The organism is Nocardia sp. NPDC049737 (assembly GCF_040674755.1).
GTDB lineage: Bacteria > Actinomycetota > Actinomycetes > Mycobacteriales > Mycobacteriaceae > Nocardia.
Map to the genome: position 1 here is coordinate 1 of NZ_JBFANH010000049.1, position 26,269 is coordinate 26,269.

Annotated in this window: 27 protein-coding genes and 4 tRNA genes; 3 read left to right on the forward strand and 28 right to left on the reverse strand. The window is 64.2% G+C overall.

The annotated features are described in order from the left end of the window. The 14 genes from AB0J47_RS38865 to rplJ all read right to left on the reverse strand — a co-directional run. On the reverse strand, positions 1 to 315 hold a 315-nt coding region (locus AB0J47_RS38865), incomplete at its 3' end, for a hypothetical protein (RefSeq protein WP_364358544.1). Between the two features lie 421 nt (positions 316 to 736). Beyond that, positions 737 to 1,447: a hypothetical protein gene (locus AB0J47_RS38870; protein WP_364358547.1), complete on the reverse strand. Its 711-nt coding sequence runs from the start codon at positions 1,445 to 1,447 to the stop codon at positions 737 to 739. An 11-nt stretch (positions 1,448 to 1,458) separates the two neighbouring features. Further along, a complete protein-coding gene (locus AB0J47_RS38875; RefSeq protein WP_364358550.1) occupies positions 1,459 to 2,133 on the reverse strand; it encodes a hypothetical protein in 675 nt (224 codons plus the stop codon). A 154-nt stretch (positions 2,134 to 2,287) separates the two neighbouring features. Then, positions 2,288 to 3,529: an MCE family protein gene (locus tag AB0J47_RS38880; RefSeq protein ID WP_364358553.1), complete on the reverse strand. Its 1,242-nt coding sequence runs from the start codon at positions 3,527 to 3,529 to the stop codon at positions 2,288 to 2,290. Then, positions 3,526 to 4,740: an MCE family protein gene (locus AB0J47_RS38885; RefSeq protein ID WP_364358556.1), complete on the reverse strand. Its 1,215-nt coding sequence runs from the start codon at positions 4,738 to 4,740 to the stop codon at positions 3,526 to 3,528. The genes AB0J47_RS38880 and AB0J47_RS38885 overlap by 4 nt, the downstream gene beginning before the upstream one ends. Before the next feature lie 98 nt (positions 4,741 to 4,838). Further along, positions 4,839 to 6,113, reverse strand: a complete 1,275-nt coding sequence (locus tag AB0J47_RS38890; protein ID WP_364358559.1) for an MCE family protein — start codon at positions 6,111 to 6,113, stop codon at positions 4,839 to 4,841. A 1-nt stretch (position 6,114) separates the two neighbouring features. Continuing rightward, the gene (locus AB0J47_RS38895) at positions 6,115 to 7,125 is read right to left on the reverse strand and encodes an MCE family protein (RefSeq protein ID WP_364358562.1); all 1,011 of its coding nucleotides are present in this window, start codon (positions 7,123 to 7,125) and stop codon (positions 6,115 to 6,117) included. Then, positions 7,125 to 8,204, reverse strand: coding sequence for an MCE family protein (locus tag AB0J47_RS38900; RefSeq protein ID WP_364358565.1), 1,080 nt, complete (start codon positions 8,202 to 8,204; stop codon positions 7,125 to 7,127). The genes AB0J47_RS38895 and AB0J47_RS38900 overlap by 1 nt, the downstream gene beginning before the upstream one ends. After that, positions 8,201 to 9,553 (reverse strand): MCE family protein, encoded by a 1,353-nt coding sequence (locus tag AB0J47_RS38905; protein ID WP_364358568.1) that lies wholly within the window; start codon positions 9,551 to 9,553, stop codon positions 8,201 to 8,203. Before AB0J47_RS38905 ends, AB0J47_RS38900 begins: the two co-directional genes overlap by 4 nt. Before the next feature lie 42 nt (positions 9,554 to 9,595). Beyond that, on the reverse strand, positions 9,596 to 10,360 hold the full coding sequence (locus AB0J47_RS38910; protein ID WP_364358650.1) for an ABC transporter permease: 765 nt from the start codon (positions 10,358 to 10,360) through the stop codon (positions 9,596 to 9,598). Between the two features lie 105 nt (positions 10,361 to 10,465). Beyond that, positions 10,466 to 11,173: an ABC transporter permease gene (locus AB0J47_RS38915; RefSeq protein WP_364358653.1), complete on the reverse strand. Its 708-nt coding sequence runs from the start codon at positions 11,171 to 11,173 to the stop codon at positions 10,466 to 10,468. 98 nt (positions 11,174 to 11,271) lie between these two features. Beyond that, a complete protein-coding gene (locus tag AB0J47_RS38920; protein ID WP_364358571.1) occupies positions 11,272 to 12,348 on the reverse strand; it encodes an ATP-binding cassette domain-containing protein in 1,077 nt (358 codons plus the stop codon). A 242-nt stretch (positions 12,349 to 12,590) separates the two neighbouring features. Further along, positions 12,591 to 12,971 carry a 50S ribosomal protein L7/L12 gene (gene rplL / locus AB0J47_RS38925; RefSeq protein WP_040696004.1) on the reverse strand — a complete coding sequence of 127 codons (381 nt, stop codon included), beginning with the start codon at positions 12,969 to 12,971 and terminating at the stop codon, positions 12,591 to 12,593. 144 nt (positions 12,972 to 13,115) lie between these two features. Then, a complete protein-coding gene (rplJ, locus tag AB0J47_RS38930) occupies positions 13,116 to 13,655 on the reverse strand; it encodes a 50S ribosomal protein L10 (RefSeq protein WP_364358575.1) in 540 nt (179 codons plus the stop codon). A gap of 541 nt (positions 13,656 to 14,196) precedes the next feature. On the opposite strand from rplJ, the gene AB0J47_RS38935 reads away from it, so the two are divergent. Beyond that, complete coding sequence (locus AB0J47_RS38935; protein ID WP_364358578.1) at positions 14,197 to 15,810, forward strand: MFS transporter; 1,614 nt, start codon at positions 14,197 to 14,199, stop codon at positions 15,808 to 15,810. Positions 15,811 to 15,897: 87 nt separating this feature from the next. Here the strand turns inward: AB0J47_RS38935 and AB0J47_RS38940 are convergent, their stop codons facing one another. From AB0J47_RS38940 to AB0J47_RS38990, 11 genes are all read right to left on the reverse strand, one after another. Then, positions 15,898 to 16,452 (reverse strand): NADPH-dependent FMN reductase, encoded by a 555-nt coding sequence (locus AB0J47_RS38940; RefSeq protein ID WP_364358581.1) that lies wholly within the window; start codon positions 16,450 to 16,452, stop codon positions 15,898 to 15,900. A 190-nt stretch (positions 16,453 to 16,642) separates the two neighbouring features. Next, positions 16,643 to 17,356 (reverse strand): 50S ribosomal protein L1, encoded by a 714-nt coding sequence (rplA, locus tag AB0J47_RS38945; protein WP_354960268.1) that lies wholly within the window; start codon positions 17,354 to 17,356, stop codon positions 16,643 to 16,645. Between the two features lie 78 nt (positions 17,357 to 17,434). Then, a complete protein-coding gene (gene rplK / locus AB0J47_RS38950) occupies positions 17,435 to 17,869 on the reverse strand; it encodes a 50S ribosomal protein L11 (protein ID WP_062983809.1) in 435 nt (144 codons plus the stop codon). Between the two features lie 108 nt (positions 17,870 to 17,977). After that, positions 17,978 to 18,757: a transcription termination/antitermination protein NusG gene (gene nusG / locus AB0J47_RS38955; RefSeq protein WP_364358656.1), complete on the reverse strand. Its 780-nt coding sequence runs from the start codon at positions 18,755 to 18,757 to the stop codon at positions 17,978 to 17,980. Between the two features lie 105 nt (positions 18,758 to 18,862). Further along, positions 18,863 to 19,246, reverse strand: coding sequence for a preprotein translocase subunit SecE (secE, locus tag AB0J47_RS38960; RefSeq protein ID WP_364358585.1), 384 nt, complete (start codon positions 19,244 to 19,246; stop codon positions 18,863 to 18,865). 106 nt (positions 19,247 to 19,352) lie between these two features. Further along, a tRNA-Trp gene (locus AB0J47_RS38965) sits at positions 19,353 to 19,425 on the reverse strand. Between the two features lie 231 nt (positions 19,426 to 19,656). Then, positions 19,657 to 20,715: a fused (3R)-hydroxyacyl-ACP dehydratase subunits HadA/HadB gene (locus AB0J47_RS38970; protein ID WP_364358659.1), complete on the reverse strand. Its 1,059-nt coding sequence runs from the start codon at positions 20,713 to 20,715 to the stop codon at positions 19,657 to 19,659. A gap of 263 nt (positions 20,716 to 20,978) precedes the next feature. After that, complete coding sequence (rpmG, locus tag AB0J47_RS38975; protein WP_011211653.1) at positions 20,979 to 21,149, reverse strand: 50S ribosomal protein L33; 171 nt, start codon at positions 21,147 to 21,149, stop codon at positions 20,979 to 20,981. A gap of 43 nt (positions 21,150 to 21,192) precedes the next feature. Next, a tRNA-Met gene (locus tag AB0J47_RS38980) sits at positions 21,193 to 21,268 on the reverse strand. A 74-nt stretch (positions 21,269 to 21,342) separates the two neighbouring features. After that, positions 21,343 to 21,415: transfer RNA gene (locus tag AB0J47_RS38985), tRNA-Thr, on the reverse strand. 141 nt (positions 21,416 to 21,556) lie between these two features. After that, positions 21,557 to 22,048, reverse strand: a complete 492-nt coding sequence (locus tag AB0J47_RS38990) for a YajQ family cyclic di-GMP-binding protein (protein WP_364358588.1) — start codon at positions 22,046 to 22,048, stop codon at positions 21,557 to 21,559. Positions 22,049 to 22,249: 201 nt separating this feature from the next. Between AB0J47_RS38990 and AB0J47_RS38995 the strand changes: the two genes are divergently transcribed. Next, positions 22,250 to 22,332, forward strand: a tRNA-Tyr gene (locus tag AB0J47_RS38995). Positions 22,333 to 22,387: 55 nt separating this feature from the next. Here AB0J47_RS38995 and AB0J47_RS39000 read toward each other — a convergent pair. Continuing rightward, a complete protein-coding gene (locus tag AB0J47_RS39000; RefSeq protein WP_364358591.1) occupies positions 22,388 to 23,386 on the reverse strand; it encodes a nitroreductase/quinone reductase family protein in 999 nt (332 codons plus the stop codon). 125 nt (positions 23,387 to 23,511) lie between these two features. On the opposite strand from AB0J47_RS39000, the gene AB0J47_RS39005 reads away from it, so the two are divergent. Then, positions 23,512 to 23,976 (forward strand): MarR family transcriptional regulator, encoded by a 465-nt coding sequence (locus AB0J47_RS39005; protein ID WP_364358595.1) that lies wholly within the window; start codon positions 23,512 to 23,514, stop codon positions 23,974 to 23,976. 24 nt (positions 23,977 to 24,000) lie between these two features. On the opposite strand, the gene htpX is transcribed toward AB0J47_RS39005, so the two are convergent. Both htpX and AB0J47_RS39015 read right to left on the reverse strand, forming a co-directional pair. Further along, positions 24,001 to 24,876 (reverse strand): zinc metalloprotease HtpX, encoded by an 876-nt coding sequence (htpX, locus tag AB0J47_RS39010; RefSeq protein WP_364358598.1) that lies wholly within the window; start codon positions 24,874 to 24,876, stop codon positions 24,001 to 24,003. Between the two features lie 366 nt (positions 24,877 to 25,242). Continuing rightward, positions 25,243 to 26,265 carry a polyprenyl synthetase family protein gene (locus tag AB0J47_RS39015; protein ID WP_364358601.1) on the reverse strand — a complete coding sequence of 341 codons (1,023 nt, stop codon included), beginning with the start codon at positions 26,263 to 26,265 and terminating at the stop codon, positions 25,243 to 25,245. Between the last annotated feature and the right edge of the window lie 4 nt (positions 26,266 to 26,269).

Sequence of the window (26,269 nt, forward strand, 5' to 3'; positions counted from 1 at the left end):
AGAGGCCTTGACCTCCTCGAAACGAGGATCAGAGAAAGAAAGCGACATCGACCCGGAGAAGTCCTCGATCGGCGAAAGCTCCTCGAGCACCTCCTCCAGACCGCCCGTTAGTCCGCCGTCGCCGCGAGCCGCGGCTTTTTCACGCCACGAGGGCGAGCCGATCAACCATGCAAATGAGTCGGTCTGTAGATCGAGAAGTCCGGGCACCTCCAAGGGTTCACGGATCTTCGCGAAAGACACCCGCAACGGGGCTCCGGGGATTCCGGCAACTGCCTTGGTCTGGGTGGAGACTGCCAAGATGCGTCCTTCCAGCACCTCACGCGCGTCGCGTGGTGGTCCGCGACCGTCGCTTGTCTGCTACGAATTCCGCTGGATACAACCCGAACGAAACCCGAACAGGCAACAACGGAAGTAACACCGGAAGGTGGAACTTACGTGTGCAAATCGAGGTATGGACAGGAGGCAGCCAGCGCAACGTCCAACCGTACACCAATACGCAAGGTGGTGTCAAAGTACCACCCGAACCATCCGCCGCGTGGCGGCACGCCGTGACCGTTATGACCGCGTGCCATGCCCGAATCGCTGGCTGCGTCGGGTGGCCACGGGGCTCTTGAAGCCACTGTGACAGCTGCCGCTGTTGTGAATAGCGTGACGTGTCCGGCGAAACTCGTCAAGTGGCGGGCCCGACGCCATGATCGGCCAGATCCCCTGCCCCGCTGGGCTTATGCCGCCGAAATCACTGATCGACGATGGCCGCGGCCAGCCACTTGCCGTCCACCTTCTGCATTTTCAGCACGATCGGTCCGGACGCGCTCTGCTGGGCGACCCCGTTCTTGTTCGCGCTGACCACGAAGTTCACCAACAGCTCGGCCCGATCCTCGGTGAGCAAGGTCACCCCGATCGGGTCGGCGAGGGCATCGGCGCTGGTCTGCGCCTGTTTCAGGGCGGCGAGATTGGTATCGGCGTACTTGTCGAAATCGGCCAGCATCTGCCCGGTGACAACCCCGTGCACGGCATCCTTGTAGCCGTCGAGCTTGTTCACGTCGTAGGCGTAGATGGTCTTCAAAGCGTGCGAGGCGGCCGCGGTCACCTCTTCGGTGGCCTTGCTGTCCACATAGGCCGCATTGGAATCGTCGATGCCGGGACGGAAGGCCGCGACCGTGGCGAATGCGCCGAGCAGCACGGCGGCAACGAGCAGGCCCGCGACCACGCCCCACCCCGCGCCCGGACGCAGCCGCTGCGACCACGGCCGCGACGGTTCGGCTGGCTGCGCAGCCGGACCGACCGATTCCGCGGTACCTGCGACCTTCGCCCGCCGCTTCGTGCTCGCTTCCTCGGCCGCTCGGGTGCTGCGGCGCACGGTGGCGGACCCGGTATTCGCCGCGGTGCGGCCGACGGTGGGACGGTTACGGGGAGTGACCCGATTGACTGGTCGACGAGATGCCATGACGGGTTCTCCTACGATCCGGGCTTGGGCGCAGCGCCCCCGGATGGCGTCGCGCCGGGCTGCCCGGCAGTCGGCTGATTCAGGGGGGTGGGTTGACTCAATGGACTCGCCTTCTCGGCCTTCCACACCTCACCCTGCTTGACCACATCAAGGGTCCAGGTCTGGCGGTAGGAGTACGGCGCGACATCCGGGGCAGTCCGGGTGGTCTGCAGCACGATGAGCGCGGAGGCGTGGTCGCGCTCGGAATTCAGCGCGGTCAGCGAGGAGCCGATGACCTTGGACTCCAGCCTGGTCTTGGCCTGCTCGGCCTGCTCGCGGAACTGATCCTGGGTTTTGGTGGCATCGTCGAGCAGCGATCCGGTCATCGACGACTGGATCAGCTTGATCGAACCGTCGACATCATTGGGATCCAGCGACATCAGATTGATCGCGGCCTGCCTGGCATCGGCGAGCGCCGTATCACGCGCCTCGACGCGCGGACCGTCGGTGAAGAACGCCGCGCGCACCCAGCCGGTGCCGAACCAGACCGCGGCGATCAACGCGACGACCAGCGCGGCTGCCGCGACCATGGTGACCGCGAGTCGTCCGCGGGTGGCGTCCGCGGACGCCACCGTCGGGCGCACGGGATCCGATGCCTTCGCGTCATGCGCCGCGGCATCAGCTTCCGTGGAATCGGAGTCGGTCACCGCCGGCGTTTCCTTGGATATGTCGATGCTCACGACCGTACCCCGCTAACGCTCGGCACGGTCGTGCCCATCATGGGCGCAGTATTCTTGGTTCGCTCGCTCACGGCCAGACACTCTAACTATTGTTACTGCGGCGTAGCCGCGTAGGTCCTGTTCACCGCTTGGGCGTGACCCCCAACAGGGTGGCCATCTGCACGGCGATCGGGTTCAGATTCAGCTTCTCGGGATCGGTCTTGGGGTTGGCATCCCAGGGCTGCACAATGCTCGGATCCGCCAGATCGGCGCGCATTCCACCACGCACCGCGGTCGGATTACCGAACGGCACAGTGCATTTCGCGTCCTTGTTGAACGGGAATTCGTCGCGGGTGTCGTCGAAGTCCGGATTCTCCCGCTTCATCTGATCGAGGATGGCCTTGGTGCCCTCATAGCCCTGGGTGCAGGCGGGCGGATTGTTCGCCTCGAGCACCAGACCGAAATGGCTGGTCCCGTCGCCGGGTGCGGTGGACGACGCGCCGATGGACAACCCCGGCAGCATTTGCAGCAGCGGGCGCAGCACGTAGAACTTCGGCGAGATGGACAGGAGCAGCTGACGCAGGTTGGTCAGATCCTCGGTGAGGGCGCCGCCGCTCTCGTTCAGCAGCGCGGTGATCTGCTCGCCCGCATCAGTGCCGGTGCCGATGAGGCGCCGGATGTCCGGATCGCTGGAGCGCAGCTGCGCGGTGAGTTCATCGAGGCCCTGGCTGAACTGCCGAATGTAACCCGACTGCTCGGCCTGAGTGCCCAGGGCGATCCGGCCGTCGCGGATCAGCTGGATCGTCTGCGGCAGGCTGTCGTTGAACGTCGCGGTGAATTTGTTCAGCGAATCGATGAAGACCTTCAGGTCGTCGCCCTTGCCGTCGAAGGCCTTGCCGAGCTCGGTGACGGTGGTGTTGAGCGCGGTGAGATCGACCGAGCGGGTGAAGGTGTCCACACTCTGCACCAGCTGCTCGACCGAAATCGGTGTCGTCGCCGAGGCGATGACCGAACCGTCGCGCAAATACGGGCCGTGATCGGCATCGGGCTGCAGATCGACGTACTGCTCACCGATGGCCGAGCGGTTTGCGATCACCGCGCGAGCCGAATCCGGAACCTTCGGCGCACTCGAATCGAGCACAAGGTCGATAGCCACACCCGAATCGGTCAGTTCGAGATCGCCGACCCGGCCGACCGGGACGCCGCGGTAGGTCACCTCGGCGCCCTTGTAGATACCGCCGGTCTGCTTGGCGTCGACCTTCACCCTGTACTCACCGATGCCGAGCATGTGCTCGAGCCGAACGTATTTGGCGCCGACGTAAACCACGCCGAGCACCGCGATCAAGGCGAATGCGACCAGCTGGTAGCGCACCAGACGGGTCATCGCTGACCACCTCCGATCTGGTCGAGAATCGCCCCGAGCGGATCGGTCGGCAGCTGCGGCAGGCCGGCCGGGAAGCGAGGAATATTGGGCGGCAGCGGCAGCAGCGATACCGTCGGCCAACCCGGGCGCGGACCGTTGCCGCCGTAGTACGGGTTGGTCGGATTCACCGGCACCTCGGGGCCGTAGGGCGGCGGGATGTAGACCGGATCCCCCTTGCCGACACCGAGATTGCTGAGTGTGACACCGATCTGCTGATCGACCGAGAGCCAGGTGTTCACCTGGCCGCCGAAGGTGCCCTCCAGCGTCGAGTCCGGGAACGGATAGGTCGGCACCAGCGGCAGCGCGGTCACCAGATCCGGGGCGGCCTTGCCGAGTTCCTGCAGTGTCGGACGCAGCGAGGTCAGATCCTTGATCAGATCTTCCTTCGAGTGGTTCAACACGTCGAAACCGGCCTGACCCACCCGGTCCAGCTGCTGCAGCAGCGAAATCAGTTGTGGCCGTTGCTCGTTCAGGATCTTGATGCCCTGCGGCAGCTCATCGATGATCCGGCTGATCTGATCGGTCTGGGTGCTCACCCGACCGCTCAGCGTGGCCAGTCCGTCGATGGCCCTGGTGATGTCGTCGACCTGCTCGTTCAGCCCGCCAATCAGGGTATTGGCCTGATCCAGCAGCGAACGCACCCGCTGTTCGCGGCCGCCGAGGGTCTTGTTCAGCTCCGTGACGATCGGCTGCAACTGCGCGACGCCACCACCGTTGAGCAGCAACGACAGCGCACCGAGCACCTGCTCGACCTCGGTCGCGTGCCGAGTGTGATCGGCCGGGATGACCGCGCCATTGGCGAGCTTTTTGCTATCGGGTTCCTCGGCGGGCTTGGAAAGTTCGATGAACTTCTCGCCGAGCAGATTCGACTGCCGCACCTCGGCCCGCGCATTGGCGGGCAGATCGACCGAGGAGTTCACCACCGCGCGCACGCTGGCGGTCCAGCCGTCCGGTGCCAGCGCGATCTTCTCGACGCGGCCGACCGCCACGCCCTCGACCTTGATCGCGGACTGCGGCACCAGATCGAGCACATCGTCGAACCGGATATCGATGGTCATCGGATGGTTGCCGACATCGGCGCCACCGGGCAGCGGCACCGCGTAGATACCCTCGGACGAGCATGAGGTCACCAGGACCGTGCTCATGCCGACCACCAGCACGGCGCTTACCATTTCGACCGACCTGCGAGCAGTCGCTACGCTGATCCTTTCGAGCGACCTGCGAGCAGTCGCTACGGCGAGAGTACGTGCCGCGGAACGAATTCGCGTGTTCATCGCTGGCCACCTCCCTGCGAGGGCGGAAGTTGATCGGACGGGGTGCCGGGAACCGTGCCCGGCACCGGGTCACGCTGCTGGTTGTCATTGCTGAGGATGCCGAACGGCAGGATCAGCGTCGGCGTCTTCACACCGGCGGTGATCTGGTCGGTGATTTCCTTGCAGTGCTCCAGAATCGGGCGCATCTGCTTGCCGAGCGCCTCGAACTTCGGATCGCCCGGCATCAACTTGCTCAGATCCAGCATCTTGCACACCGCGCCGAACGGATCCTGCAGATCGGTGAAGTTGGCGCGCATATCGAGGGTGCCGGATTCGGCATTGTGGATATTGATCAGGTTGCTCAGCGCCAGCGGCAGCACCGGTAGTGTCGCGGCCAGGTCGTCGCGCTGCTTGGCCAGCGTCGCGGTGAGCGTGGTCAGGCCCTGGGCATTCTGCTGGATCAGATCCCGGTTCTCGTCGATGAATCGGGCGACATCGCCGAGTGCGACCGAAAGCAGGTTCAGTGCCGCACCGAGATCCTGGCGCTCCCCGGCGAGGAAGGTCGACAGATCCGCGAGCTGGGCATTGAATTGCCGCACCTGCTGGTCGTTCTGGGCCAGCATGGTGACGAAGGTCTGCAGATTCTTGACGGTGTCGAAGATATCGCCGCGGGCATCGCCCAGGTACCGCGCTGCGCGCGAGAGCTGAGTGATGCTGTTGGCCAACGCCTCTCCATTGCCCGCCAGATTCGCCGCCGAGGTGCGCACCAATTGGTTCACCGCCCCCTGGGCGTTGGCGCCGTTGGGGCCCAATGCATCCGAGAGTTCCGTGATGCTCTTGTACAGCTGGTCGACCTCGATCGGAGTGACCGTGCGATCGCGCGGAATGGTCGCCGTGCGAGCCATTTTCGGTCCGCTGGTGTAGGCCGGGGTCAGCTGGATGTAGCGGTCGGACACGATCGACGGCGTGATCTGCGCGGCCTTGGCCTCGGCGGGCACGTCGAAGCTGCGATCGACGCTCATCACCACCTTGACCTGCTCGCCTTGCGGTTCAACCGAATCCACCTTGCCCACCGGCACACCCAGGATGCGCACATCCGAACCCTCGTAGATGCCGACGGAGCGGTCGAAGTACGCGGTGATCTTGGTCGTGGTCATCCGGTCGAAAAGCCACCAGAGCGCACCGGCCAGTACCAGCGCCGCGATCACGCCGATCGCGATGGTCGCCTTGGTGCCGCGACGCGAGGTGCGCAGCGCGGTGAGCGGCTCCTTACGAGGCCAGTTCACCCCCATGTCAGTTACCTCCCATGGTGCGCACCGGCGGACGGTCGCCCGGAATCTCCGGCAGACCGGGCGGGAGCAGATTCACGATCACCGCGTCGAACCAGCGTCCGGTACCGAGCACATTGGCGTAGAGGCCGTAGAACGGCGCCGCGAGTTCCAGCGTCTTGGAAATGTTCTGCTGGTTCTCGTTCAGCAGATTGATGGAGGCCTCGAGGTTGGTCAACGCCGTACCCATCTGCTTCTCGTTATCGGCGACCAACGCGCTCAGCTCGGCCGACACCGTCTTGGCTCCGGTCAGCAGCTGTGCGATGGACTGCTGACGAATGTTCAACTCGGCCAACAACTGTCCGCCGTTGGCCAGCAGGCGCTCGAACTGCTGATTGCGGTCGGCGAGCACACCGGTGGTCTGCCTGGTCGCCGCGAACAGCTTCTTCAGTTCCTCATCGCGCTTGCCGAGGGTTTCCGAGAGCCTGGCGACACCGTCGATTGAGCTGCGGATCTCCGGCGGTGTGGTCTCGAACGCCTCCGAGAGCACCCGCATGCTGGTGGCCAGCTGCGCGGTGTCGATCTGGTCGATGTTCTTGGCCGCATCGCTGAACGCGTCCACCACGTCGTACGGGGACACCGTGCGCGACAACGGGATCACCTTGCTCGGATCGGCGGGCTCGGAACCCTTCGGATCCAATGCCAGATACTTCTGTCCGAGGACGGTCTTGATCTGGATGGAGGCGGTGGTCTCGTTGCCGATCCAGGCGTCCTGGGTGCGGAAGTCGACGAGCACCTTATTGCCGTCGAGCCGAACATCCGATACCGCACCGACCTTCACACCGGCGATGCGGACCTCATTGCCCTTCTTGATGCCCGCGGCCTCGGAGAACTGCGCGGTGTACTTGGTGCCCGCGCCGATGATCGGCAACCTGTCCAGGAAGAACGCGGAGACCGCCACGAGCAGCACCATCGCAACGCCGAGCACACCCATGAACGCGGGGCTGCGCTTGCCGAGCAGGATCCGGTCGTCCATCAGTGACCACCCTTCCCCTGGCAGCGCGGTGCGGCATTGGTGTAGAGCGGCTGGTTGACCGTCGGCAGCCCGGCCGGGAGGTTGAGCTGCGGCGCATCAACCGCGCCCGGTCCGACCACGATGTCGATACCGCACAGATAGAACTGGAACCAGGAGCCGTAACTGCCGACTCGGCCGAGCTTTTCCATCTTGATCGGCAAATTCGTCAGCGACGTATTCACTTCGTCCTTGCGCTCGTCGATGGTGCCGGTGAGCTGGCTGAGCCCGGCGATCGAACCCTGCAGCGTCGGGCGGGTCGGCACCAGCAGATCCGCGGTGGCCGAGGCCAGATTGCCGAGCGAGGTGACCGAGCTGCCGATGGTGTCGCGTTCGGCGGCCAATCCGCTGACCAGCGCCTCGGTATTGACGATCAGCTGATCGAACTGACCTTCGCGCTCGTTGACCGCATTGAGTACGGCCGTCAGGTTCCGCACCAGATCACCGATGACCGCATCCTTGTCGGCGATCTTGTTCGTCAGGTTCGCGGTGGTCGCCACCAGATCGTGGATGGTGCCCTGCTCACCCTGGAAGACCTGGATGATCTCGTAGGACAGCTTGTTCACGTCATCGGCGGTCAGCGTCTGGAACAGCGGCCGGAAACCGTTGAACAGGGTGGTCAGGTTCAGCGCGGGCCTGGTGTGCTCGAGCCCGATGGTCGCGCCTTTATTGAGTTTGCGGCCCTGCTCCCCCGTGCCCTGCTCGAGCGCGATATAGCGCTGGCCGACCAGGTTGCGGTACTTGATGGTCGCCGTCGTCGAGGCGGGCAGCCAATCGCGGTCGGTCAGTTCGAATCCGACCTCGGCTTGGCGCTTGTCCACGATCTTGACGCTGGTGACCTTGCCGACCCGGACACCGGCGATGCGCACCTCGTCACCGGCATTGAGCGAGGTGACATCGGTGAAGCGCGCCCTGAAGGCGGTGCCGCCGCCGGTGTAGTTGGCGATCGAGAGCCCGAGGATCGTCGTCGCCAACAGCGTGACGACGACGAAGATGACGAGCTTGGTCAGCGGCCCGCCGAGGCCGCGCAACGTTTCCTTCATCGCACGCTCACCTCGCTGCCACGGAATGCGGGTGCACCGATCCGGGTGACCCAGCTGGGCACCTGGTCGGGCGAAACACCGTTCGCCGCGCCGTAGATCGCGCCGAGGGTCTGCTGTTCGGCCGGTGAACCGACCGTGCTCGGCACATTCGCCGCGGGGTACATGCCGAACTGCGGCGCCGACAACTTGCCGCTGTCCTGGTCACCCGGATTGCGGCTCGGCACCGCATAGGAACCGTCGTTGCTCGGTCCGCCGGTGTACTGGCCGGGATCGGTGAAGACCGGGTACTCCGGCACGCACCAAGGTCCGCGGGTGTCCAGCCAACGCGGCTCGTCCTGGTTGGGCAGATACTTGCCGCGGGTGTTGGTCAGCTCGATGGTGACTCGCGAGCCTGGACGCGCGGTGCCCATGCCCATGAGCTGGTCGATGCGCGGCTTCATCTTGGCGAAGTTCGCCAATGCGCAGGTGTAGGTCGGCGAGTAGGTCGCCAGCTGTTCCAGCGCGGGCCGCGAATCGGCGGCCACATCGATGATGTTGTCGCGGTTGGCGATCAGGAAGTCCGCGGTGGTGGCCGCGGTCGGATTCAGCGTGGCCAGCAGGGTGTCGATCTGCGGGCGGCGCTGCACGATGGTCGCGTTGGTGGTGCGCAGGTTGTTGAAAGCGTCGACCAACTGCGGCAGCGCGTCGGAGTAGGTGGCGGCCACATCGGCGAAGCTCACCAGATCCTGCTTCAGATCCGGCATGACCCCGTTGACCTCACGGAAGATGTGATCCAACTTCTCCACCGACTCACCGAGCGCCAGGCCCTGCCCCGACAGCGCTTGGGACAGTGCGCCGAGCGTCGAGGCGAGATCCTGCGGCGGACTCGCCTGCAGCAGCGGCAGCACATCGTCGAGCAGCTTGCTGATCTCGATGGCATTGCCGCTGGTGTCCTGATGCAGGGTCACGCCCTCGGTCAGGTGCTGCTTGCTCGGCTCGTCCGGGATGACCAGATCCACATACCGCTCGCCGAACAGCGTCTTCGGCAGCAGCCGGGCCGTCGCGTTGACCGGAATCTGCTCTGCCTTACCCGGAACGATCGCGAGGTCGAGGGTCACCTTGCCGCCCTCGGACCGGCTGGATCTGACCTCGCCGACATTGACGCCGCGCACCTTCACATCGGCATTGCGGGTCAACGCATTTCCCACGCTGTCGGTGATCAATTGGACCCGAACGGTGTCGACGAACGCCTTGTTGTAGATCGCGACCGTAGTGACCAGGAATAGTGCGCAGACCACGAAGAATGCGATACCGAGCAACCGGACGCGCAATTTCTCCGTCGCGCGCCACATCTGCACGTTATTACTCATGACGGCACCTCACTGCCGCTCCCATTTCGATGCCCCGCTCGCTCATCCGGCAACCCGCACTGTTGTCGTAGTGCCCCAGATGGCGAGACTCAGGAAGAAATCGAGCACATTCACGAGCACGATCGCCGCGCGCACAGCGCGACCCACCGCGACACCGACACCGGCCGGTCCGCCGGTGGCATTGAAGCCGTAATAGCAATGCACCATGATGATTACGAACGCGAAGACCAACACTTTGACGAATGAATACAAGACGTCTTCTGGTGGCAGGAACAGACTGAAATAGTGGTCATAGGAACCACTGGATTGTCCGTTGAACCAGATGCTGATCATTCGCGAAGCCAGGAAGGTGCCGAGCAGGCCGACGATGTAGAGCGGGATAACCGCGAGGAAGCCCGCGATCACCCGGGTGGTGACCAGGAACGGCAGACCCGGCACCGCCATCACCTCGAGCGCGTCGATCTCCTCGGAGATCCGCATCGCGCCGAGTTGGGCGGTGAAACCACAACCCACCGTTGCCGAGAGCGCGAGCGCGGCGACCAGCGGGGCGATCTCACGGGTATTGATATAGGCGGTGAGGAAGCCGGTCAGCACCGAACTGCCGAGCGCATCCAAGGCCTTGAAGCCCTGCAGGCCGACAACGACGCCGACCGAGCCGGACATGAACACGATGACGCCGATGGTGCCGCCGATGACGGCCAGCGCACCACTGCCGAAGGTCACCTCGGCCAGCAGCCGCATGACCTCCTTGCGGTAGTGCACCGCGGTGCGCGGAATCCAGGCGATGGCCTTGGAATAGAACGACATCTGGTCGCCTGCGCGATCGATGACATTAACCGGCACACGTGCGATCTCACGGGCCCGGCGGGCAGATTTCGCCAGCACCGGGGGACGGTACGAGGTGGCCACGGGTCAGGCGCCCTTGGCGGGGACGACCTGCAAATACACCAGTGTCAGGATCAAGTTCACGAAGAACAGAACCATGAAGGTGATAACCACGGATTGGTTCACCGCGTCTCCGACTCCTTTCGGGCCCCCTTTTGGATGCAACCCTTTGTACGCGGCGATCACGCCTGCGAGCAGACCGAATACCAAGGCCTTTATCTCACCGATCCACAGGTCCGGCAGCTGGGCCAGTGCGGAGAACGAAGCGAGGTAGGCGCCCGGTGTTCCGCCCTGCAGCAGCACGTTGAAGAAGTAGCCGCCGGCGATACCGACGACCGACACCAGACCGTTGAGCAGCAGCGCGACCAGCATCATGCCGAGCACGCGCGGCACGACCAGTCGCTGCACCGGGTCGATGCCGAGCACCTCCATCGCGTCGATCTCCTCACGGATGCTGCGCGCGCCCAGGTCGGCGGCGACCGCCGAGCCGGCCGCGCCCGCGATGATCAACGCGGTCACAACGGGAGCGGCCTGCTGGACGGTAGCCAGCACGCTGGTTGCGCCGGTAAAAGACTCGGCGCCTAGTTGTTTGATCAAAGAGCCGGTCTGCAGCGCGACAACCGCACCGAACGGGATGGCGACCAGTGCGCTGGGCAAGATCGAGACACTCGCGATGAACCACGACTGCTCGATGAATTCGCGCAACTGGAAAGGCCGTTTGAACGTCTTGCGCATAACGTCGATGAGCAGCGCAAAGATGTTGCCGGCCTGGCCAAACCCCGACTCTACTGGAGTCCGCAATCGCGCCAGGGTGGAATTCACGATCGCAGATGTTACCCGTTAGTTGTGTTGTGGCGCACGGTAGTGTCGAACGACCCACCTTGGTATCCGCCCAGGTCCCCATTCTGGTACGCCATCACCTGCGTGTCGTCGCTCTCCGCAAGTGAATCCCGGATAGCCGCCTGGGCCGCGTGCGGCAGGGTGTGCATGATTTCGCGGACGCGCGCCTGGCGGCGAATCACAGCCTGGCGCACCGGCATCCCCGGAGTGGCCCGCATCTGCGGGATGATGCCCTCGACCTCCTCGGCGCCACCATGGTGGTGCCCTGCGTCGACGAGGGCCTGCTCGCGCGCCATCTGCGCCTCGTCCTTCTCCTCCGACATACCGATCGGACCGATCATGCGTCCGTTGAGGAACTGCTTGACCACCGGCTCCTCCGAGGTGAGCAGCACCTCGCGCGGACCGAACATCACCAACGAGCGACGGAACAGCATGCCGATGTTGTCGGGCACGGTACGGGCCAGGTTGATGTTGTGGGTCACGATCAAGATCGTCGCGTCGATCTGCGCGTTGATATCGATCAGCAGCTGCGACAGGTAAGAGGTACGGACCGGGTCCAGACCGGAGTCGGGCTCGTCGACCAGGATGATCTGCGGGTCCAACACCAAAGCGCGGGCCAGACCGGCGCGCTTGCGCATACCACCGGAGATCTCACCCGGGAGCTTGCCCTCCGCGCCGAGCAGACCGGTCAGCTCGAGCTTCTCCATCACGATCTTCTTGATGTCGGATTCGGTCTTCTTCGTGTGCTCGCGCAATGGGAAAGCGACATTGTCGAAGAGATTCATCGAGCCGAACAGCGCGCCGTCCTGGAACAGCACACCGAAGAGCTTGCGGATTTCGTAGAGCTCCTTATTGGAGCAGGTGGTGATATCGGTTCCGTCGATGAAGATCGAACCGCGCTCCGGACGCAGCAGACCGATCAGTGACTTCAGAAAGACGGATTTACCGGTACCCGAGGGGCCGAGCAGCGCGCTGACCTCACCCGAGGGCAGCGTCAGTGAGACATCCTGCCAAATACGCTGTGAACCGAAGGACTTGGTAACACCCTCGGTCCTGACCTCGACGCCCACGCCAACCTCCACAAATTTCTCAGCGAGCCACCCACCGGCGAACCGCGCTATTCGGTATCACGGTGTGTCGCGTCACAGTGGGTGCGGTCACTGTATCCCATGAGCATGACGCGGCACACCCTAACCTGACCGAAGAGTAACCCCGGATCACTCGCAATATTCGCATTACCGTCGCACGCGTCACGACAATGCAAACGGGCGGCCCCCAATGGGGACCGCCCGCTCGGCGAGTAACTCGCGAATTACTTGACGGAGACCTTGGCGCCGGCCTCTTCCAGCTTCGCCTTGGCAGCCTCGGCGGCATCCTTGGCGACCTTCTCCAGGATCGGCTTCGGGGCGCTCTCGACCAGGTCCTTGGCTTCCTTCAGACCCAGGCCCGAGACGATCTCGCGGACCACCTTGATGACCTGGATCTTCTTGTCGCCGGCACCCTCGAGGATGACGTCGAACTCGTCCTGCTCCTCGGCGGCCTCGGCCGGAGCGGCAGCGCCACCGACGGCGGCGACGGCGACCGGAGCAGCCGCGGTGACCTCGAACTTCTCCTCGAACTTCTTGACGAAGTCCGACAGCTCGAGCAGGGTCATGTTGCCGAAGGTCTCGAGCAGTTCGTCAACGTTGGCCATTGTTGGTTCCTTTCGGTAGTTGGTTGTCTATGTGGGCGAGCCGCACGCGATCCACCCGCTGTGTTGAATTTGCGGCATTCGCGGGGCCCTGCGTGGTTGCGACTGCGCTACCGCTACGGGCCCCTCGCTCATGCCGCGGGGGTGTTACTCGGCGGCAGCTCCGCCTTCTTCGGCCTGCTTCTTCTCCTGCAGCGCGGCGGCCAGGCGGGCCACCTGCGAAGCGGGAGCATTGAACAGACCGGCAGCCTTCGCCAGGTTGCCCTTCATCGCGCCGGCCAGCTTGGCCAGCAGTACCTCGCGGGACTCCAGGTCGGCGATCTTCTCGACCTCGGCAACGGACAGCGCGGCGCCGTCCATGTACCCGCCCTTGATGATGAGCGCCTTGTTGTCCTTAGCGAAGGTCTTGATGGCCTTCGCCGCGTCGACCGGCTCGCCCTTGATGAAGGCGATGGCGGTCGGTCCGACGAACAAGTCGTCCAGGCCAACGACGCCCGCTTCCGCGGCCGCCCGCTTGACCAGGGTGTTCTTGGCGACGGAGTAGGTAGCGCCTTCGCCGAGCGCGCGACGCAGATCGGTGAGCTTACCGACCGACAGACCACGGTATTCCGTGATGACGGTGGCCGACGAGCTCTTGAACTGCTCCGTGATCTCCTCGACCGCGGTGACCTTCTCGGGTTTTGCCATACTTCGCCTCCTCTCTGGATGTCGGTTCGTATTCGAACTGCCGAGTACCAGGGGCCAGCGATAAAGCAAACGCCCCGAACGCAGAGCGTTCCGGGGCGCAATAGGTGATCGACCCGGGCATGGCCCAAGTCAATTCCCAGCCTCGGTCCTCCCTGCGTGGGCCGCCGGCTCGATGCCGGACCTTCGACCACGCCCGAATGGGCGCAGCGACCAACGGTCTTCGGTAGAACGGATTGGGTAGTCATCGAACTTGTCGATTACTTCGGTCCAGAGTAGCCGAACCCATCCCCATCTGCCAAAACGGCACTCCCTCAGCCTCCCCGGAACTTTCGCCGTTCGCGAGTGCCACCGGACGAACCTCGTGGACCTGCGGCTATGCCGGAGTTGCGTATTGGACGCATCCGTCGAGTTGTTCGCGAAATCAGCCAGTGCCCGCATAGCTTCGACAACGTGTCGCCAATCACAATCGCTGACAGTTGTGGCGGATATCGCCACAACAAAGTGTTACCACGGGTGACAGTTACTGCTTGACTACTGAACTATGGCAACCTCCATAGTCGATCCACCGGTGCTGTTGGAACGACGCACCAGACGCTTCATCGCTCTTGCCGTCATCTGTTCGGCGGAGCTGCTGGTCGTCCTCGACAACACCATCGTGAATGTGGCCCTGCCCTCCATCGGAGTGGAACTGGCCACCAGCGTCAGCGGCCTGCAATGGGTCGTCGATGCGTACACCCTGACCTTCGCCGGATTGTTGCTGGCCTTCGGCAATCTCGGCGACCACTACGGACGCCGCCGCGTCATGATGATCGGCCTGGTCGGCGTGGCCGTCATGTCGGTCGGCGGGGCGCTGTCGGAATCCATGGGCAGTGTCATCGCCGCCCGCGCTGCCATGGGTGTCTTCGCCGCGGCCGTCTTCCCCGCCACCCTGGCGCTGATCATCAATATCTTCACCGATAAACGCGAGCGGGCACTGGCCATCGCCGCCTGGACGGCCATGGCCGGCTTCGCCATCGCGATCGGCCCGATCTCGGGCGGCTGGCTGCTGGAACACTTTTCTTGGCATTCGGTCTTCTGGATCAATGTGCCGGTGGCACTGATCGCGCTGGCCACCACCCTGATCTGGGTGCCCGAATCGCGATCCGCCCAGGTGGGACGGCTCGATCTGCCGGGCATCGGATTGTCGGTCACCGGCATCACCGCGCTGGTGTGGGCAATTATCGAAGCGCCGCGCTACGGCTGGCTTTCCACCACCACGCTCGGTGTCGGCGCACTCGGTGTCGCACTGCTCGCGGCCTTCATCACGTGGGAATTGCGTACCAACGCACCGATTCTCGATATGCGGCTGTTCCGCAATCGCCGATTCTCCATGCCCGCCTTGGCGATTGCGGTCGGCTACTTCTCGATGTTCGGATTCCTATTCCTCATTACTCAGTACTTCCAAGGGGTGCGCGAGTACACGCCACTCGAATTCGGCATCGCCGCACTGCCATTCGCGTTTTCGGTGGCGATCGGCGCACCGATCGCGACGCTCATGGCGACCCGCATCGGCACCACGCCGGTGATCGTATTCGGGCTGTTGCTCACCGGGGTCGGGCTGTATCTCGGCGGGCAGGTGACGGTGGACAGCAGTTATGTCATCGACGTGTTGCCGTCCATGGTTTCGATGGCACTGGGCCTGGCCATCGTGCAGGGCCCGGCGACCGAATCGGTCATGGGATCGCTACCGCTGAACGAAGCGGGCGCGGGATCCGCGGTCAACGACACCACCCGCGAGATCGGCGGTACCCTCGGCGTCGCGGTCCTCGGCTCGATCGTGGCCTCCTACTACACAACTCGCGTCTCGCCGCTGATCGACCGGGTGCCCGCCGGGATGATGGACTCCGACCAGCGCAGTCTGGTGAAGGCCAGTCCGCTCAGCGTGCTCGAGATCCGCAAACGAGAACTCGCACCATTCTTCGAGGTCCAGCGCGAAAACCTGATCACCGCAATGAAAACGGCAGCACTGCAGGGTTCCCACGCCGCATCCCTGGTCGCCGCGGGCGCGGTCGTGGTGTGCGCGCTGATCGTCGCCATCTTCCTACCGTGGGGTGTGCAGGAGGGCGAATCGGTGCTACTCGGCTGGCGCAAATCCTCAGAGCCCCAGGAAAACTGACCATCGAAACGAGTCGAATGGTGGCTCGGACCCCGGCCCGAAAGCCACCATTCGACTCGCCTGGGCGGGTGGTCAGGCGGGGGTGGTTCAAGCGGGGGTAGTCTGGTGGACCAGGCGGATGAGGGCTGTCAGTGCCCCGCTGCGGAATTCGGGGGTGGTGACCAGGCCGTCGGTGTCGACGGCATCGCGGGCTACCGGGAGTCGGGCACAGGTGGCCGGATCGACGATGGCACCGACGTAGCCCAGCACCGTGGTCAGGGTGGTGGCCGCGCCTTCGCCGCGGCCTTGGGCGGCGACATTGAGGAAGGCAGTCGGCTTTTCGTAGAGGTCGGCAGTGCCGACGGTCCAGTCGAGCAGATTCTTGAAGCTGCCGGGGAGGGTACCCGCGTATTCCGGAGTACAGAGCAGGACCGCATCGGCGCGCGAAATATGTTCGTGCAGTGCGACAACCGACGGATGACCGGTACCGTCGTCATCCGGACTGAAGGCGGGAAGTTCACCGAGGCCTTCGTACCAGAAGGTCTCGACACCCTCCGGCGCGATCGCCGCGACTGTGCGCAGTGCGGCGGTATTGGTCGAAGCACTGCGCGTGCTTCCGGAGATGAGTAGTACGGCGGTCACCTCATGGCCAACCGTCGCCACGCGTGAAATAGTCCGAATCGCGGTGCGTCCGCAGCACCGCGAGCGCCCATACCGCCACCTGGGAAAATCAGCCGAATATGCACAAAGGGCGGGAACGCGAATCGCGTTCCCGCCCTTGCGGTAAAACTCAGCTTCCTGCGATAACGCTCAGCTTCCGAAGAGCTGGGCTATCGAAGAGCCGGGGTGCTACTTACGCATCCTCGTCGAGGAGGTTGCGGGTGCGGTTCGGGTCCACCGGGATGCCCGGTCCGGTGTTCGTCGAGACCGTGACCTTCTTGACGTAGCGGCCCTTGGCGGTCGACGGCTTGGCACGCAGGATCTCGTCCAGCGCGGCGCCGTAGTTCTCCACCAGCTTGGCATCGTCGAAGGACGCCTTGCCGATGACGAAGTGCAGGTTGGCCTGCTTGTCGACGCGGAAGTTGATCTTGCCGCCCTTGATGTCGTTGACGGCCTTGGTCACATCGTTGGTGACCGTGCCCGTCTTCGGGTTCGGCATCAGGCCGCGCGGGCCCAGGACACGCGCGATCCGACCGACCTTGGCCATCTGGTCCGGGGTGGCGATCGCGGCGTCGAAGTCCAGCCAGCCGCCCTGGATCCGCTCGATCAGATCCTCTGCACCGACGGCGTCCGCGCCGGCGGCCTCGGCCTCGGCGGCCTTCTCACCGGCCGCGAACACGATGACGCGGGCGGTCTTACCGGTGCCGTGCGGCAGGTTGACCGTGCCGCGGACCATCTGGTCGGCCTTGCGGGGATCCACACCGAGACGAACGGCGACCTCAACGGTCGCGTCGGTCTTGGTGGTAGCGGTCTCCTTCGCCAGACGCGCGGCGGCCAGCGGGGAGTAGAGCTGAGTGCGATCGACCTTCTCGGCCGCGGCGAGATACGCCTTGCTTCGTTTTGCCATGATTGTCTGTCCTTAATGTGGTTCAGAAGTGGTTATCGGGTCTGGCCGACCCTCCCACCGGGATTGCGAGCGCGAGACTCACGCCTCGACGGTGATGCCCATCGAACGCGCGGTACCCGCGATGATCTTGGCCGCCTGGTCGATGTCCTTGGCGTTCAGATCTTCCTGCTTGGTCTTGGCGATCTCCCGGACCTGGTCCATGGTGACCTTCGCGACCTTGGTCTTGTGCGGCTCGGCCGAGCCCTTCTGCACACCGGCGGCCTTGAGCAGCAGCTTGGCGGCGGGCGGGGTCTTCAGCTTGAAGTCGAAGGACCGGTCCTCGTACACCGAGATCTCGACCGGAATGACGTTGCCACGCTGCGACTCGGTCGCGGCGTTGTACGCCTTGCAGAACTCCATGATGTTGACGCCGTGCTGACCGAGCGCGGGGCCGACCGGAGGGGCCGGGTTCGCCTGGCCGGCCTGGATCTGGAGCTTGATGATCCCGGCGAGCTTCTTCTTCTTGGGGGGCATCTTTCTTTCCTAGGGTTTTGGTGTCCTTGCTCTTTGCAAGCCTGGTGAATCAACCCGTGCGCCGGGCCGATTCATCCCGCGATCCCAGCCGGAGCCGAAACCGCGGAACTAGATCTTCGCGACCTGGGTGAACGCCAGCTCGACCGGAGTCTCGCGACCGAAGATCGACACGAGCACCTTGAGCTTCTGCTGCTCGGCATTGACCTCGGAAATGCTGGCGGGCAGCGTCGCGAACGGGCCGTCCATCACGGTCACCGACTCGCCGACCTCGAAGTCGACCTCGATGACCGGCTTGGGCGCGATATCGGTGGCGGCCGAAGTCGCGGCAGCGGCCTCGGCAGCGGGCTTCTTCTGCTGCTGCGCGGCCGGGACCAGGAACTTCACCACATCGTCGATGGAAAGCGGCGACGGCCGCGAGGTAGCGCCGACGAAACCCGTGACACCGGGGGTGTTGCGCACCGCGCCCCACGACTCGTCGTTGAGTTCCATCCGGACGAGGATGTAACCGGGCAGCACCTTGCGGTTGACGTGCTTGCGCTGGCCGTTCTTGATCTCGGTGACCTCTTCGGTCGGCACCTCGACCTGGAAGATGTAATCCTCGAGGTCCAGGTTCTGCACGCGGGTTTCGAGGTTGGCCTTCACCTTGTTCTCGTAACCGGCGTACGAGTGAATCACGTACCAATCGCCGGGGGCGCGTCGCAGCGCGGCCTTCATTTCGGCGACCGGATCGGCGGGTTCGGCATCGACAGGAGCGGCCTCGACAACTTCGGCGTCAGCGGCGTCGGATTCGTCGACAACAGCTTCCTCGACGGCAGCGGACTCCTCGACGGTCTGCACCGCGTCGTCGACCGGGAACTCGTCGGTTGTGTCGTTCTCCGGGGTGCTCACTGGGGCACTCGCTTCCTGTGTCGTCACGTACATCCTTTGCGTACCGGGCCTGGCGCGCTGTAACGCGCCGACCCGGGGTCGGCTACCGGCGTCGGCGGCGATCGGCTAGCCGAACAGCCAGTTGACACCCTTGATGAACGCCAGATCCAACCCGCTGATGAACGCGACCATGAAGATCACGAACACCAGAACAACGCTCGTATAGGTGACCATCTGCTTCCGGTTGGGCCAGATCACCTTGCGCAGTTCCGCGACTACTTCGCGCAGGAACTTGATCAAACGCTTGAACGGGTTACCCGTCTTCTTGCGTTCGGCCCGATCGGTCTTCTTGGCTGCCTTGGCTGACGACGGTCGATCGATCGTGGCGACCGAGCCCGAATCGGCATTCCGACTGCGCCGCGCGGACCGCTTACCGCTCGGGCGAGCCACCGCGGCGGTGTCGTCGTCCTCGGCATGCGCGCCGCGGCGAGTATCCCGCTCGTCGCTCACGCCGTCACCTCGCTGCGCTCGGCGCCGCCGTGCGCGATGCGCGATGTGCCAATGGCTCGCTCGCTACGCTCGCTCACGTCGATCCTTTCGTCGCTGGCATCCAGGGCAGGGGCGACAGGACTTGAACCTGCAACCTGCGGTTTTGGAGACCGCTGCTCTGCCAGTTGAGCTACGCCCCTTCGGTCGAACGATCCAGCTGTCCAACCACTGTTCTGTATTCAGTTGTCGTTCTTCTATCTGGTATCACACAACACGCGCGCCACTCCGGCAGTTGCCGGCCCCGTCGGCGAATCCTTGCGGACTCACCTGGAACCAGCCCTTGCAGAGCAGCGCGCAGCGGCTGGTGACCCCAGAAATCTGAGTGTACGTTACCGCCTGCGGCATATGCCAATCAGGGTCGCTCGACCAGGTCAGGCCAGTTGGACCGTCGCGGTGGCGCGCCCGAAGATCTTCTTGCCCGCCGACTTCGCCACGATGGCGACGACCGCGGTCCGGGTCTCCGGATCCACCGACTTCACCTTACCCGTGAACTCGACCTCCGCAGGTTCCTCGGAGCCGACGTAGACCGGGCTGGTGAAGCGCACGTTGTACTCCTTGACCGCGCCGGGATCGCCGAGCCAGGAGGTCACGAAACCGCCGCCGAGGCCCATGGTGAGCATGCCGTGCGCGACCACGTTCTCCAGGCCGACGAGTTTGACGACCTCGTCACTCCAGTGGATCGGATTCGCATCCCCGGAGACACCGGCGTAGTTGACCAGATCGCCGCGAGTGAGCCGGACGATGCGCGCGGGCAGTTCGTCGCCGACGGCGATGTCCTCGAAGTTGATCGCGTGCTTGCTCGGTGCGATCACGGGCGCGGGCACAGCGGGCACGTGGGTGTCAGCCACAGTGCGCGGATGGTGGCTCGGGGCGTCCTCGTCGATGCCGTGCATGAGCACATTGCGGACCGCGCCCTGCAGGTTCGGATCGATATCGCCGCCGCTACGCCCGATCAGCGTGGTGTAGGTGGTGAGCACCATCTCGTCGTTCTGCGCGGTGACGATGTTCTTGGTGACGATGATGTCGCCGCCGAAGGCCTGCCGGAACGAGTGCAGGTAAACATCGCAGACCAGCCGGTCGCCGACCTTGATGGGGCGGTGGAATTCCAGGATCTGATCGGTCTGCATGATCTGACTCAGGTCGTAGCCTGTGACGATCTGCTCGAAGAGTTTGCGCTGGGCGAGAATTCCGACCAGGGAGATGAAGGTGAGCGGGGCGAGCAGTCCGTCGTAGCCGTACTCCTGTGCCGCGTCCTCGTCCCAGTGCGCGGGGTGGTAGTCCTGCACGGCGCGGGCGTATTCGCGCACCTTCTCGCGGCCGACCTCGTAGTAGTCGTCGACGCGGTAGTGATGACCGACCATCGCCGCGGCATGCGCCGCGGGATCGAGTTCTTCGTCCGTTGCGACCGCTTCGTCTGTACCGGTGTTGATTGTCACGGGAGGACTGTACCTATCTGACCCCGAGCCCCGGAGTCGACGGAGCGTTCACGACTGCGCCTCGCTAGCGCTCGGCTCCGTCGTGCCCGCTTGGCGGCTGTGTCGATCGGTTACTCGCTTCGCTCGCAACGCCCACCGCACTCGAGTCGTGAAACACGTCAGGGCCGGACATATGTCCGGCCCTCGCAAGTGTCACGACCCGATAATCCGGGACGCACCCGGAAGCCAATCAACGCGGCCGCGGCACGCGTGGTGAACTAGCGGGATTCGCGGTGCGCCCGGTGGGTGCCGCAGTTCGGGCAGAACTTCTTCAGCTCCAGCCGATCCGGGTCGTTGCGCCGGTTCTTCTTGGTGATGTAGTTGCGGTGCTTGCACTGCTCGCAGGCCAAGGTGATCTTTGGCCGGACATCGGTGGACTTCGCGGCCACGATATTCCTTCTTTCGGGTCAACCAGATGGTCTGATCGGTCTTTGGTAGCGATGGCCGGACTTGAACCGGCGACACAACGATTATGAGTCGTTTGCTCTACCGACTGAGCTACACCGCCACGGGGTCGCATTGCTCGGTGATGCCGCGCCCAACCTTGGAGATGCCGAGTCGGTCACCACCGGCAATCCGGCGAGCCCCCTAACGGAATCGAACCGTTGACCTTTTCCTTACCATGGAAACGCTCTGCCGACTGAGCTAAGGGGGCATGACTAGCTCCGCACCGTGGCCTAACGTTCAGGACTCCGGCGCGGCGAAGTCTTGAACGAGGTTACACACTCACCGGTCGCACCTCCAAACCGGGTGGTCAGAGCGGTTTTTGCGGCCACATACAGCGGCCGCCCAAAGCCTACCGGTAATTGACGAACTGTAGCGCGATGCCGAAGTCCTCACCCTTGAGCAATGCGATCACCGCCTGCAGATCGTCGCGCTTCTTACTGGAGACGCGCAGTTCCTCGCCCTGGATCTGCGCCTTGACACCCTTGGGGCCCTCGTCGCGGATCTTCTTGGAAATCTTCTTCGCATGCTCGGCGTCGATGCCCTGCACCAGCGTGCCGGTGATTTTGTAGGTCTTGCCGGAGGCCGCGGGCTCGCCGGCATCGAAGGCCTTGAGCGAGATATCGCGGCGAATCAGCTTTTCCTTGAATACCTCGAGCGCCGCCTTGACCCGCTCCTCGGCCTCGGCGCTGAGCACGATCTTGTCCTCACCGGACCATTCGATACTCGCGCCCGTGCCACGGAAGTCGTAGCGGGTGTTCAGCTCCTTCTCCGCCTGATGCAGCGCGTTGTCGACCTCCTGACGGTCGACCTTGCTGACAACATCGAAAGACGAATCGGCCACACTTCGCTCCTGTCCTGGCGGTCCAACGGGTCTGCTGACCCTTTCGAGCGACCTGCAAGCAGTCGCTAGCGACCGGTTTCCGGTCATCGTCAGTTCTACCCCGGAGCGTGACGGTAGTCCCGTCGCATGGCCGATGGCCAGCCGGTTTGCATTCTGGGTGCGGGTTCGTTGTAAGCTGCACTGCGCGCCGAGAAGCGCGACGGCAGGTTGCCCGAGCGGCCAATGGGAGCAGACTGTAAATCTGTCGGTGAAAGCCTACGTAGGTTCGAATCCTACACCTGCCACCGAAAACCCCCGCCGATCACATGATCGGCGGGGGTTTCTCGTTTGTGCGCGCATTTACCGCTGTCGAAGTGCGGTCGGGTCGGTCGCATTCAGGGTTGCGACGAGCTCGTCCTCCTCGTAGCTGAAATGGGTTTCCAATTCATTCGCGAGACGGTCGAATTCGGCACGCAAACGAACCGGGTCGGCACTGTTGAGCAACAGTTGCAATTCGGCGAGTGCCGTCGCAACCACACCGTGCTCACGCTGCAGCCGCTCGACCACCGGAGCCAATTCGGGATGCTGGCGGACCAACGCCGGAAAGACACCGTCCTCATTGGTGTGATGCTCGTGCAGCGCACCACAAAATGCGACACAGTGGCTGCGTAGATCCGTTGGCAGGCTTAGGTTTTCACTCGAGTCGTCGAGCCGATCCAGTTGCGTGCGAACCGTCGCGAGATCGCGCCGCAATTGCTCATGCACGGTCCGCAGATGGTCACCGATGGCGGCTGCGCGCGGGGCCGCCTGCTGCGGGGCCACATCACCCGAGCCAACGATCGCGGCGGAGACGCCCGCCACCGCGGTCGCGGCGACCGCCGCACCGACGATCACGCCGCGGCGGCCGATCGCGGCTCGCTGTTCGCGAGACAGCGCGATCACCGGTATGACTCTCGAGGTTCCCGCTTGGTATGCGGCAAATGCCGGATCGCGCTCGGCCTGTTCGGCGTAGCGCTGATCGCGCTCGGCACCAGCCAGCACTGTTGCGGTTGCCCGAAAAGTCTCGACGCCGGCCGCTTCGGCGATCTCCACAGTGACGGCCGGATTCCGCTGCACGTTGTAGAACCACGCCGGATGGGTGTCGGCGCCACCGTTCGAGCCGAAGATCAGTAGACGATCGCCGTCTCGGCAATAGACGACCGGCGTCGTGTGCTCGCGTCCACTTTTCGCGCCGACCGTGGTCAGCAGGATGAGCGGCACACCCTCGAACATCGCGCCGACCGACCCCGCGTTCGCGCGGAACTCGTCGATGATCGCCGCATTGAAACCCGCCGACGAAGTCGGCTGTGCCTCTGTCATGTCCTGTGCCCTTCCGGATCGCCGGGCAGACCGACGACCGCTGGTACTAGCCTTGCGAGAGAGATTAGATTTTGCTTTGCAAGCAAAAATACTTTGTAAGCAAAGGCTATTTGGAGGTGTGCGGGATGTCAACGGGTGCGCGTGGCATCGGGGTGGACGAGGGCATTCGGAGTCTGCTGCTGCTCATGCCGCGGGTGGTGGGAAGAGCCAAGAAGATGCGTGTTCCCGAAGAACTGCAATCGTTTTCGCTCGCGCCGCGGCATCTGTCACTGCTGGCGAATCTGGTGTTCGAGGGGCCGATGACGGTGAACGAGCTGGCCGCGCGGCTGGAAGTCGCGCCGACGACCGTGAGCCTGATGGTGGGCGATCTGAGCCGTCAGGGGGTACTGGAGCGGCGCTCGGATGCGGCGGATCGCCGTCGCACTATCGTCGCGATCGCGGCGGCGCACGAGAAGTCGGTCAACGCATGGCTCGGTGGCAGTGCGCGGGCGTGGCGGAAGGTGCTCGAACCGTTGAATGCCGAGCAGCGCCAGATGTTCGTGGAGACGCTACGGGCCTACGAGCAGGAACTCGCGGCCGAACACGATTGAGTGCGTTGCGGGTAGGCCCAGCGATCAGTAGTTGCGGGGCCCGCCCGCCATTTCCTCGAGGCGGGCGATGCGTTCGGCCATCGGCGGGTGGGTGGAAAACAGGCGCGCCGCACGCTCACCGGCCCGGAACGGGTTGGCGATCATCAGGTGCGACTGCGCCGTCAGCTGCGGCTCAGGAGGCAGCGGGGCGGCCTGTACGCCGCGCTCCAGCTTGCGCAGCGCCGAGGCCAGGGCGAGCGGGTCACCGGTCAGCTCGGCGCCGGACTGATCGGCTTGATATTCGCGGGAGCGGGAGACGGCCAATTTGACCAGGGTCGCGGCGATCGGCCCGAGCAGCGTCACCAGGATCACGCCGAGGATATTGGGGCCCTCGCCATTGCGATTGCCGCCGAACATCGAGGCGAAGAAGGCCAGGTTGGCCAGGCCGGAGATGACCGCGGCCAGTGCACCCGCGATCGAGGAGATCAGAATGTCGCGGTTGTAGACGTGCGATAGCTCGTGGCCGAGTACGGCACGCAGTTCGCGCTCGTCGAGGATCTGCAGGATGCCACTGGTGCAACAGACTGCGGCATGTCGCGGATTGCGTCCGGTCGCGAAGGCGTTGGGGGCGTTGGTCGGACTGATATAGAGCTGCGGCATCGGCTGACGCGCGGTAGTCGCGAGCTCGCGCACGATGCGGTAGATGACCGGAGCCTCCAGCTCACTGACCGGCTGCGCGTGCATGGCCTTCAGCGCGATCTTGTCGCTGTAGAAATAGGCGTAGGCATTCATGCCGACCGCGATCAGGATCGCGAAGAAGAGAATCATCGGACTGCGGAACAACGCCCCTGCGAACACGATCAAGGCCGAGAGGCCGACCATGAGCCCGAACGTCTTCAGCCCATTCGCATACCCGTGCATGTCCGCCTCTCCGCGTATTCAGGCCATACCGTCAGTGCCGCGAGACTTGGTCACAGGTCCTGCGTCGAGCGCCTGGTGGGTTCTGGGCGTACCCGGCGAGTTACCCATGTACTCACGAAATCAGTCGTCGCGTCTACCACGATCTCACCGATTGGATTACACCAGGTCAACGCCGAGGCACGAGCGAAGGTTCCTGATCGAAATGTGAGCTCCGTGCCACCTAGCGCGTCGTCCGGACAGCTTGGCTCCGACTGCTCGCCGAGCGCAGTGATATGGCGGTCGATGCAGCGTGGGCGAGCACCATTCGACGGCGTTCGAACACTCCGAGCCAAGGCTTGATACGGCAGGAGCTATCGGGACGCGGCACTAGCCGACGCGCTCGATGGTGTAGCGGACCAGGCGCTCCAGCGCGTCGTTGGCCGGGCCCGATGGCAGCGCGGAGAGTTCGGCGTGCGCGATATCGGCGTAGCTCTGCAGCTTCTCCTTGGCCAGCACCATGCCCCGGGAGTGGGCGAGCAGCGACAGCGCCTCCTCGACCTCGTCGTCGGTCTGCAGCGGGTGGGCGAGCAGTTTGCGCAGCCGGTCGCCCTCGGCGCCCTCATCGCGCAGCGCGTACAGCACCGGCAGGGTGTGCACGCCCTCGCGCAGGTCGGTGCCCGGCGTCTTACCGGATTGTTCGGCGGCCGAGGAGATATCGATGATGTCGTCGGAGATCTGGAAGGCGGTGCCGACCGCATCACCGAGCCGGGCCAGCCGCTCGACGTGTTCGGCATCGGCGCCGGAGAAGGTGCCGCCGAAGCGTCCGGCGGCGGCGATCAGTGAGCCGGTCTTCTCCCACACCACGCGCAGGTAATGCTCGACCGGATCCTGGGATTCGCGGGCGCCCATGGTTTCCCGCATCTGACCGGTGACCAGCTCGGCGAAGGTTTCGGCGATGATCCGCACCGCATCGGGACCCAGAGTCGAGGTGAGCCGTGACGCGTGCGCGAACAGATAGTCGCCGGCGAGGATGGCGATGCTGTTGCCCCAGCGCGAATTCACGCTCGGGGCGCCGCGACGCATGGTGGCCTCGTCCATGACGTCGTCGTGGTAGAGGGTCGCCAGGTGCACCAGTTCGACCACGGTGCCCGCCGTGATCAGCGCCGGATCGGTGGGGCGCGGACCGAGCTGGCCGGTGAGGATGGTGAACAGCGGGCGGAATCGCTTACCCCCGGCCTTGGCCAGATGCAGCGCCGCCTCCTGTAGGAACAGCTCGCCGTCGGACAGCTCGTCGATCAGGAGTTTTTCGACATCGATGAGGCCATTGCGCACGGTCTGGGCGAGCTCGGTGTCACCGAGATCGACTCCGGCCACCACCGTGCTCTCATCACTCACAGCCGATGTGCTCATCTCT

Coding starts and splice junctions, on each gene's coding strand:
- AB0J47_RS38880 (WP_364358553.1), bottom strand. CDS start 3,529: ATGACCCGTCTGGTGCGCTACCAGCTGGTCGCATTCGCCTTGATCGCG.
- AB0J47_RS38915 (WP_364358653.1), bottom strand. CDS start 11,173: ATGCGCAAGACGTTCAAACGGCCTTTCCAGTTGCGCGAATTCATCGAG.
- rplJ (WP_364358575.1), bottom strand. CDS start 13,655: ATGGCAAAACCCGAGAAGGTCACCGCGGTCGAGGAGATCACGGAGCAG.
- AB0J47_RS38900 (WP_364358565.1), bottom strand. CDS start 8,204: ATGAAGGAAACGTTGCGCGGCCTCGGCGGGCCGCTGACCAAGCTCGTC.
- htpX (WP_364358598.1), bottom strand. CDS start 24,876: ATGCACGGGTATGCGAATGGGCTGAAGACGTTCGGGCTCATGGTCGGC.
- AB0J47_RS38895 (WP_364358562.1), bottom strand. CDS start 7,125: ATGGACGACCGGATCCTGCTCGGCAAGCGCAGCCCCGCGTTCATGGGT.
- AB0J47_RS38910 (WP_364358650.1), bottom strand. CDS start 10,360: ATGTCGTTCTATTCCAAGGCCATCGCCTGGATTCCGCGCACCGCGGTG.
- AB0J47_RS39005 (WP_364358595.1), top strand. CDS start 23,512: ATGTCAACGGGTGCGCGTGGCATCGGGGTGGACGAGGGCATTCGGAGT.
- rplL (WP_040696004.1), bottom strand. CDS start 12,971: ATGGCCAACGTTGACGAACTGCTCGAGACCTTCGGCAACATGACCCTG.
- AB0J47_RS39000 (WP_364358591.1), bottom strand. CDS start 23,386: ATGACAGAGGCACAGCCGACTTCGTCGGCGGGTTTCAATGCGGCGATC.
- AB0J47_RS39015 (WP_364358601.1), bottom strand. CDS start 26,265: ATGAGCACATCGGCTGTGAGTGATGAGAGCACGGTGGTGGCCGGAGTC.
- AB0J47_RS38885 (WP_364358556.1), bottom strand. CDS start 4,740: ATGGTAAGCGCCGTGCTGGTGGTCGGCATGAGCACGGTCCTGGTGACC.
- AB0J47_RS38890 (WP_364358559.1), bottom strand. CDS start 6,113: ATGGGGGTGAACTGGCCTCGTAAGGAGCCGCTCACCGCGCTGCGCACC.
- rplK (WP_062983809.1), bottom strand. CDS start 17,869: ATGCCCCCCAAGAAGAAGAAGCTCGCCGGGATCATCAAGCTCCAGATC.
- AB0J47_RS38870 (WP_364358547.1), bottom strand. CDS start 1,447: ATGGCATCTCGTCGACCAGTCAATCGGGTCACTCCCCGTAACCGTCCC.
- AB0J47_RS38935 (WP_364358578.1), top strand. CDS start 14,197: ATGGCAACCTCCATAGTCGATCCACCGGTGCTGTTGGAACGACGCACC.
- AB0J47_RS38905 (WP_364358568.1), bottom strand. CDS start 9,553: ATGAGTAATAACGTGCAGATGTGGCGCGCGACGGAGAAATTGCGCGTC.
- rplA (WP_354960268.1), bottom strand. CDS start 17,356: ATGGCAAAACGAAGCAAGGCGTATCTCGCCGCGGCCGAGAAGGTCGAT.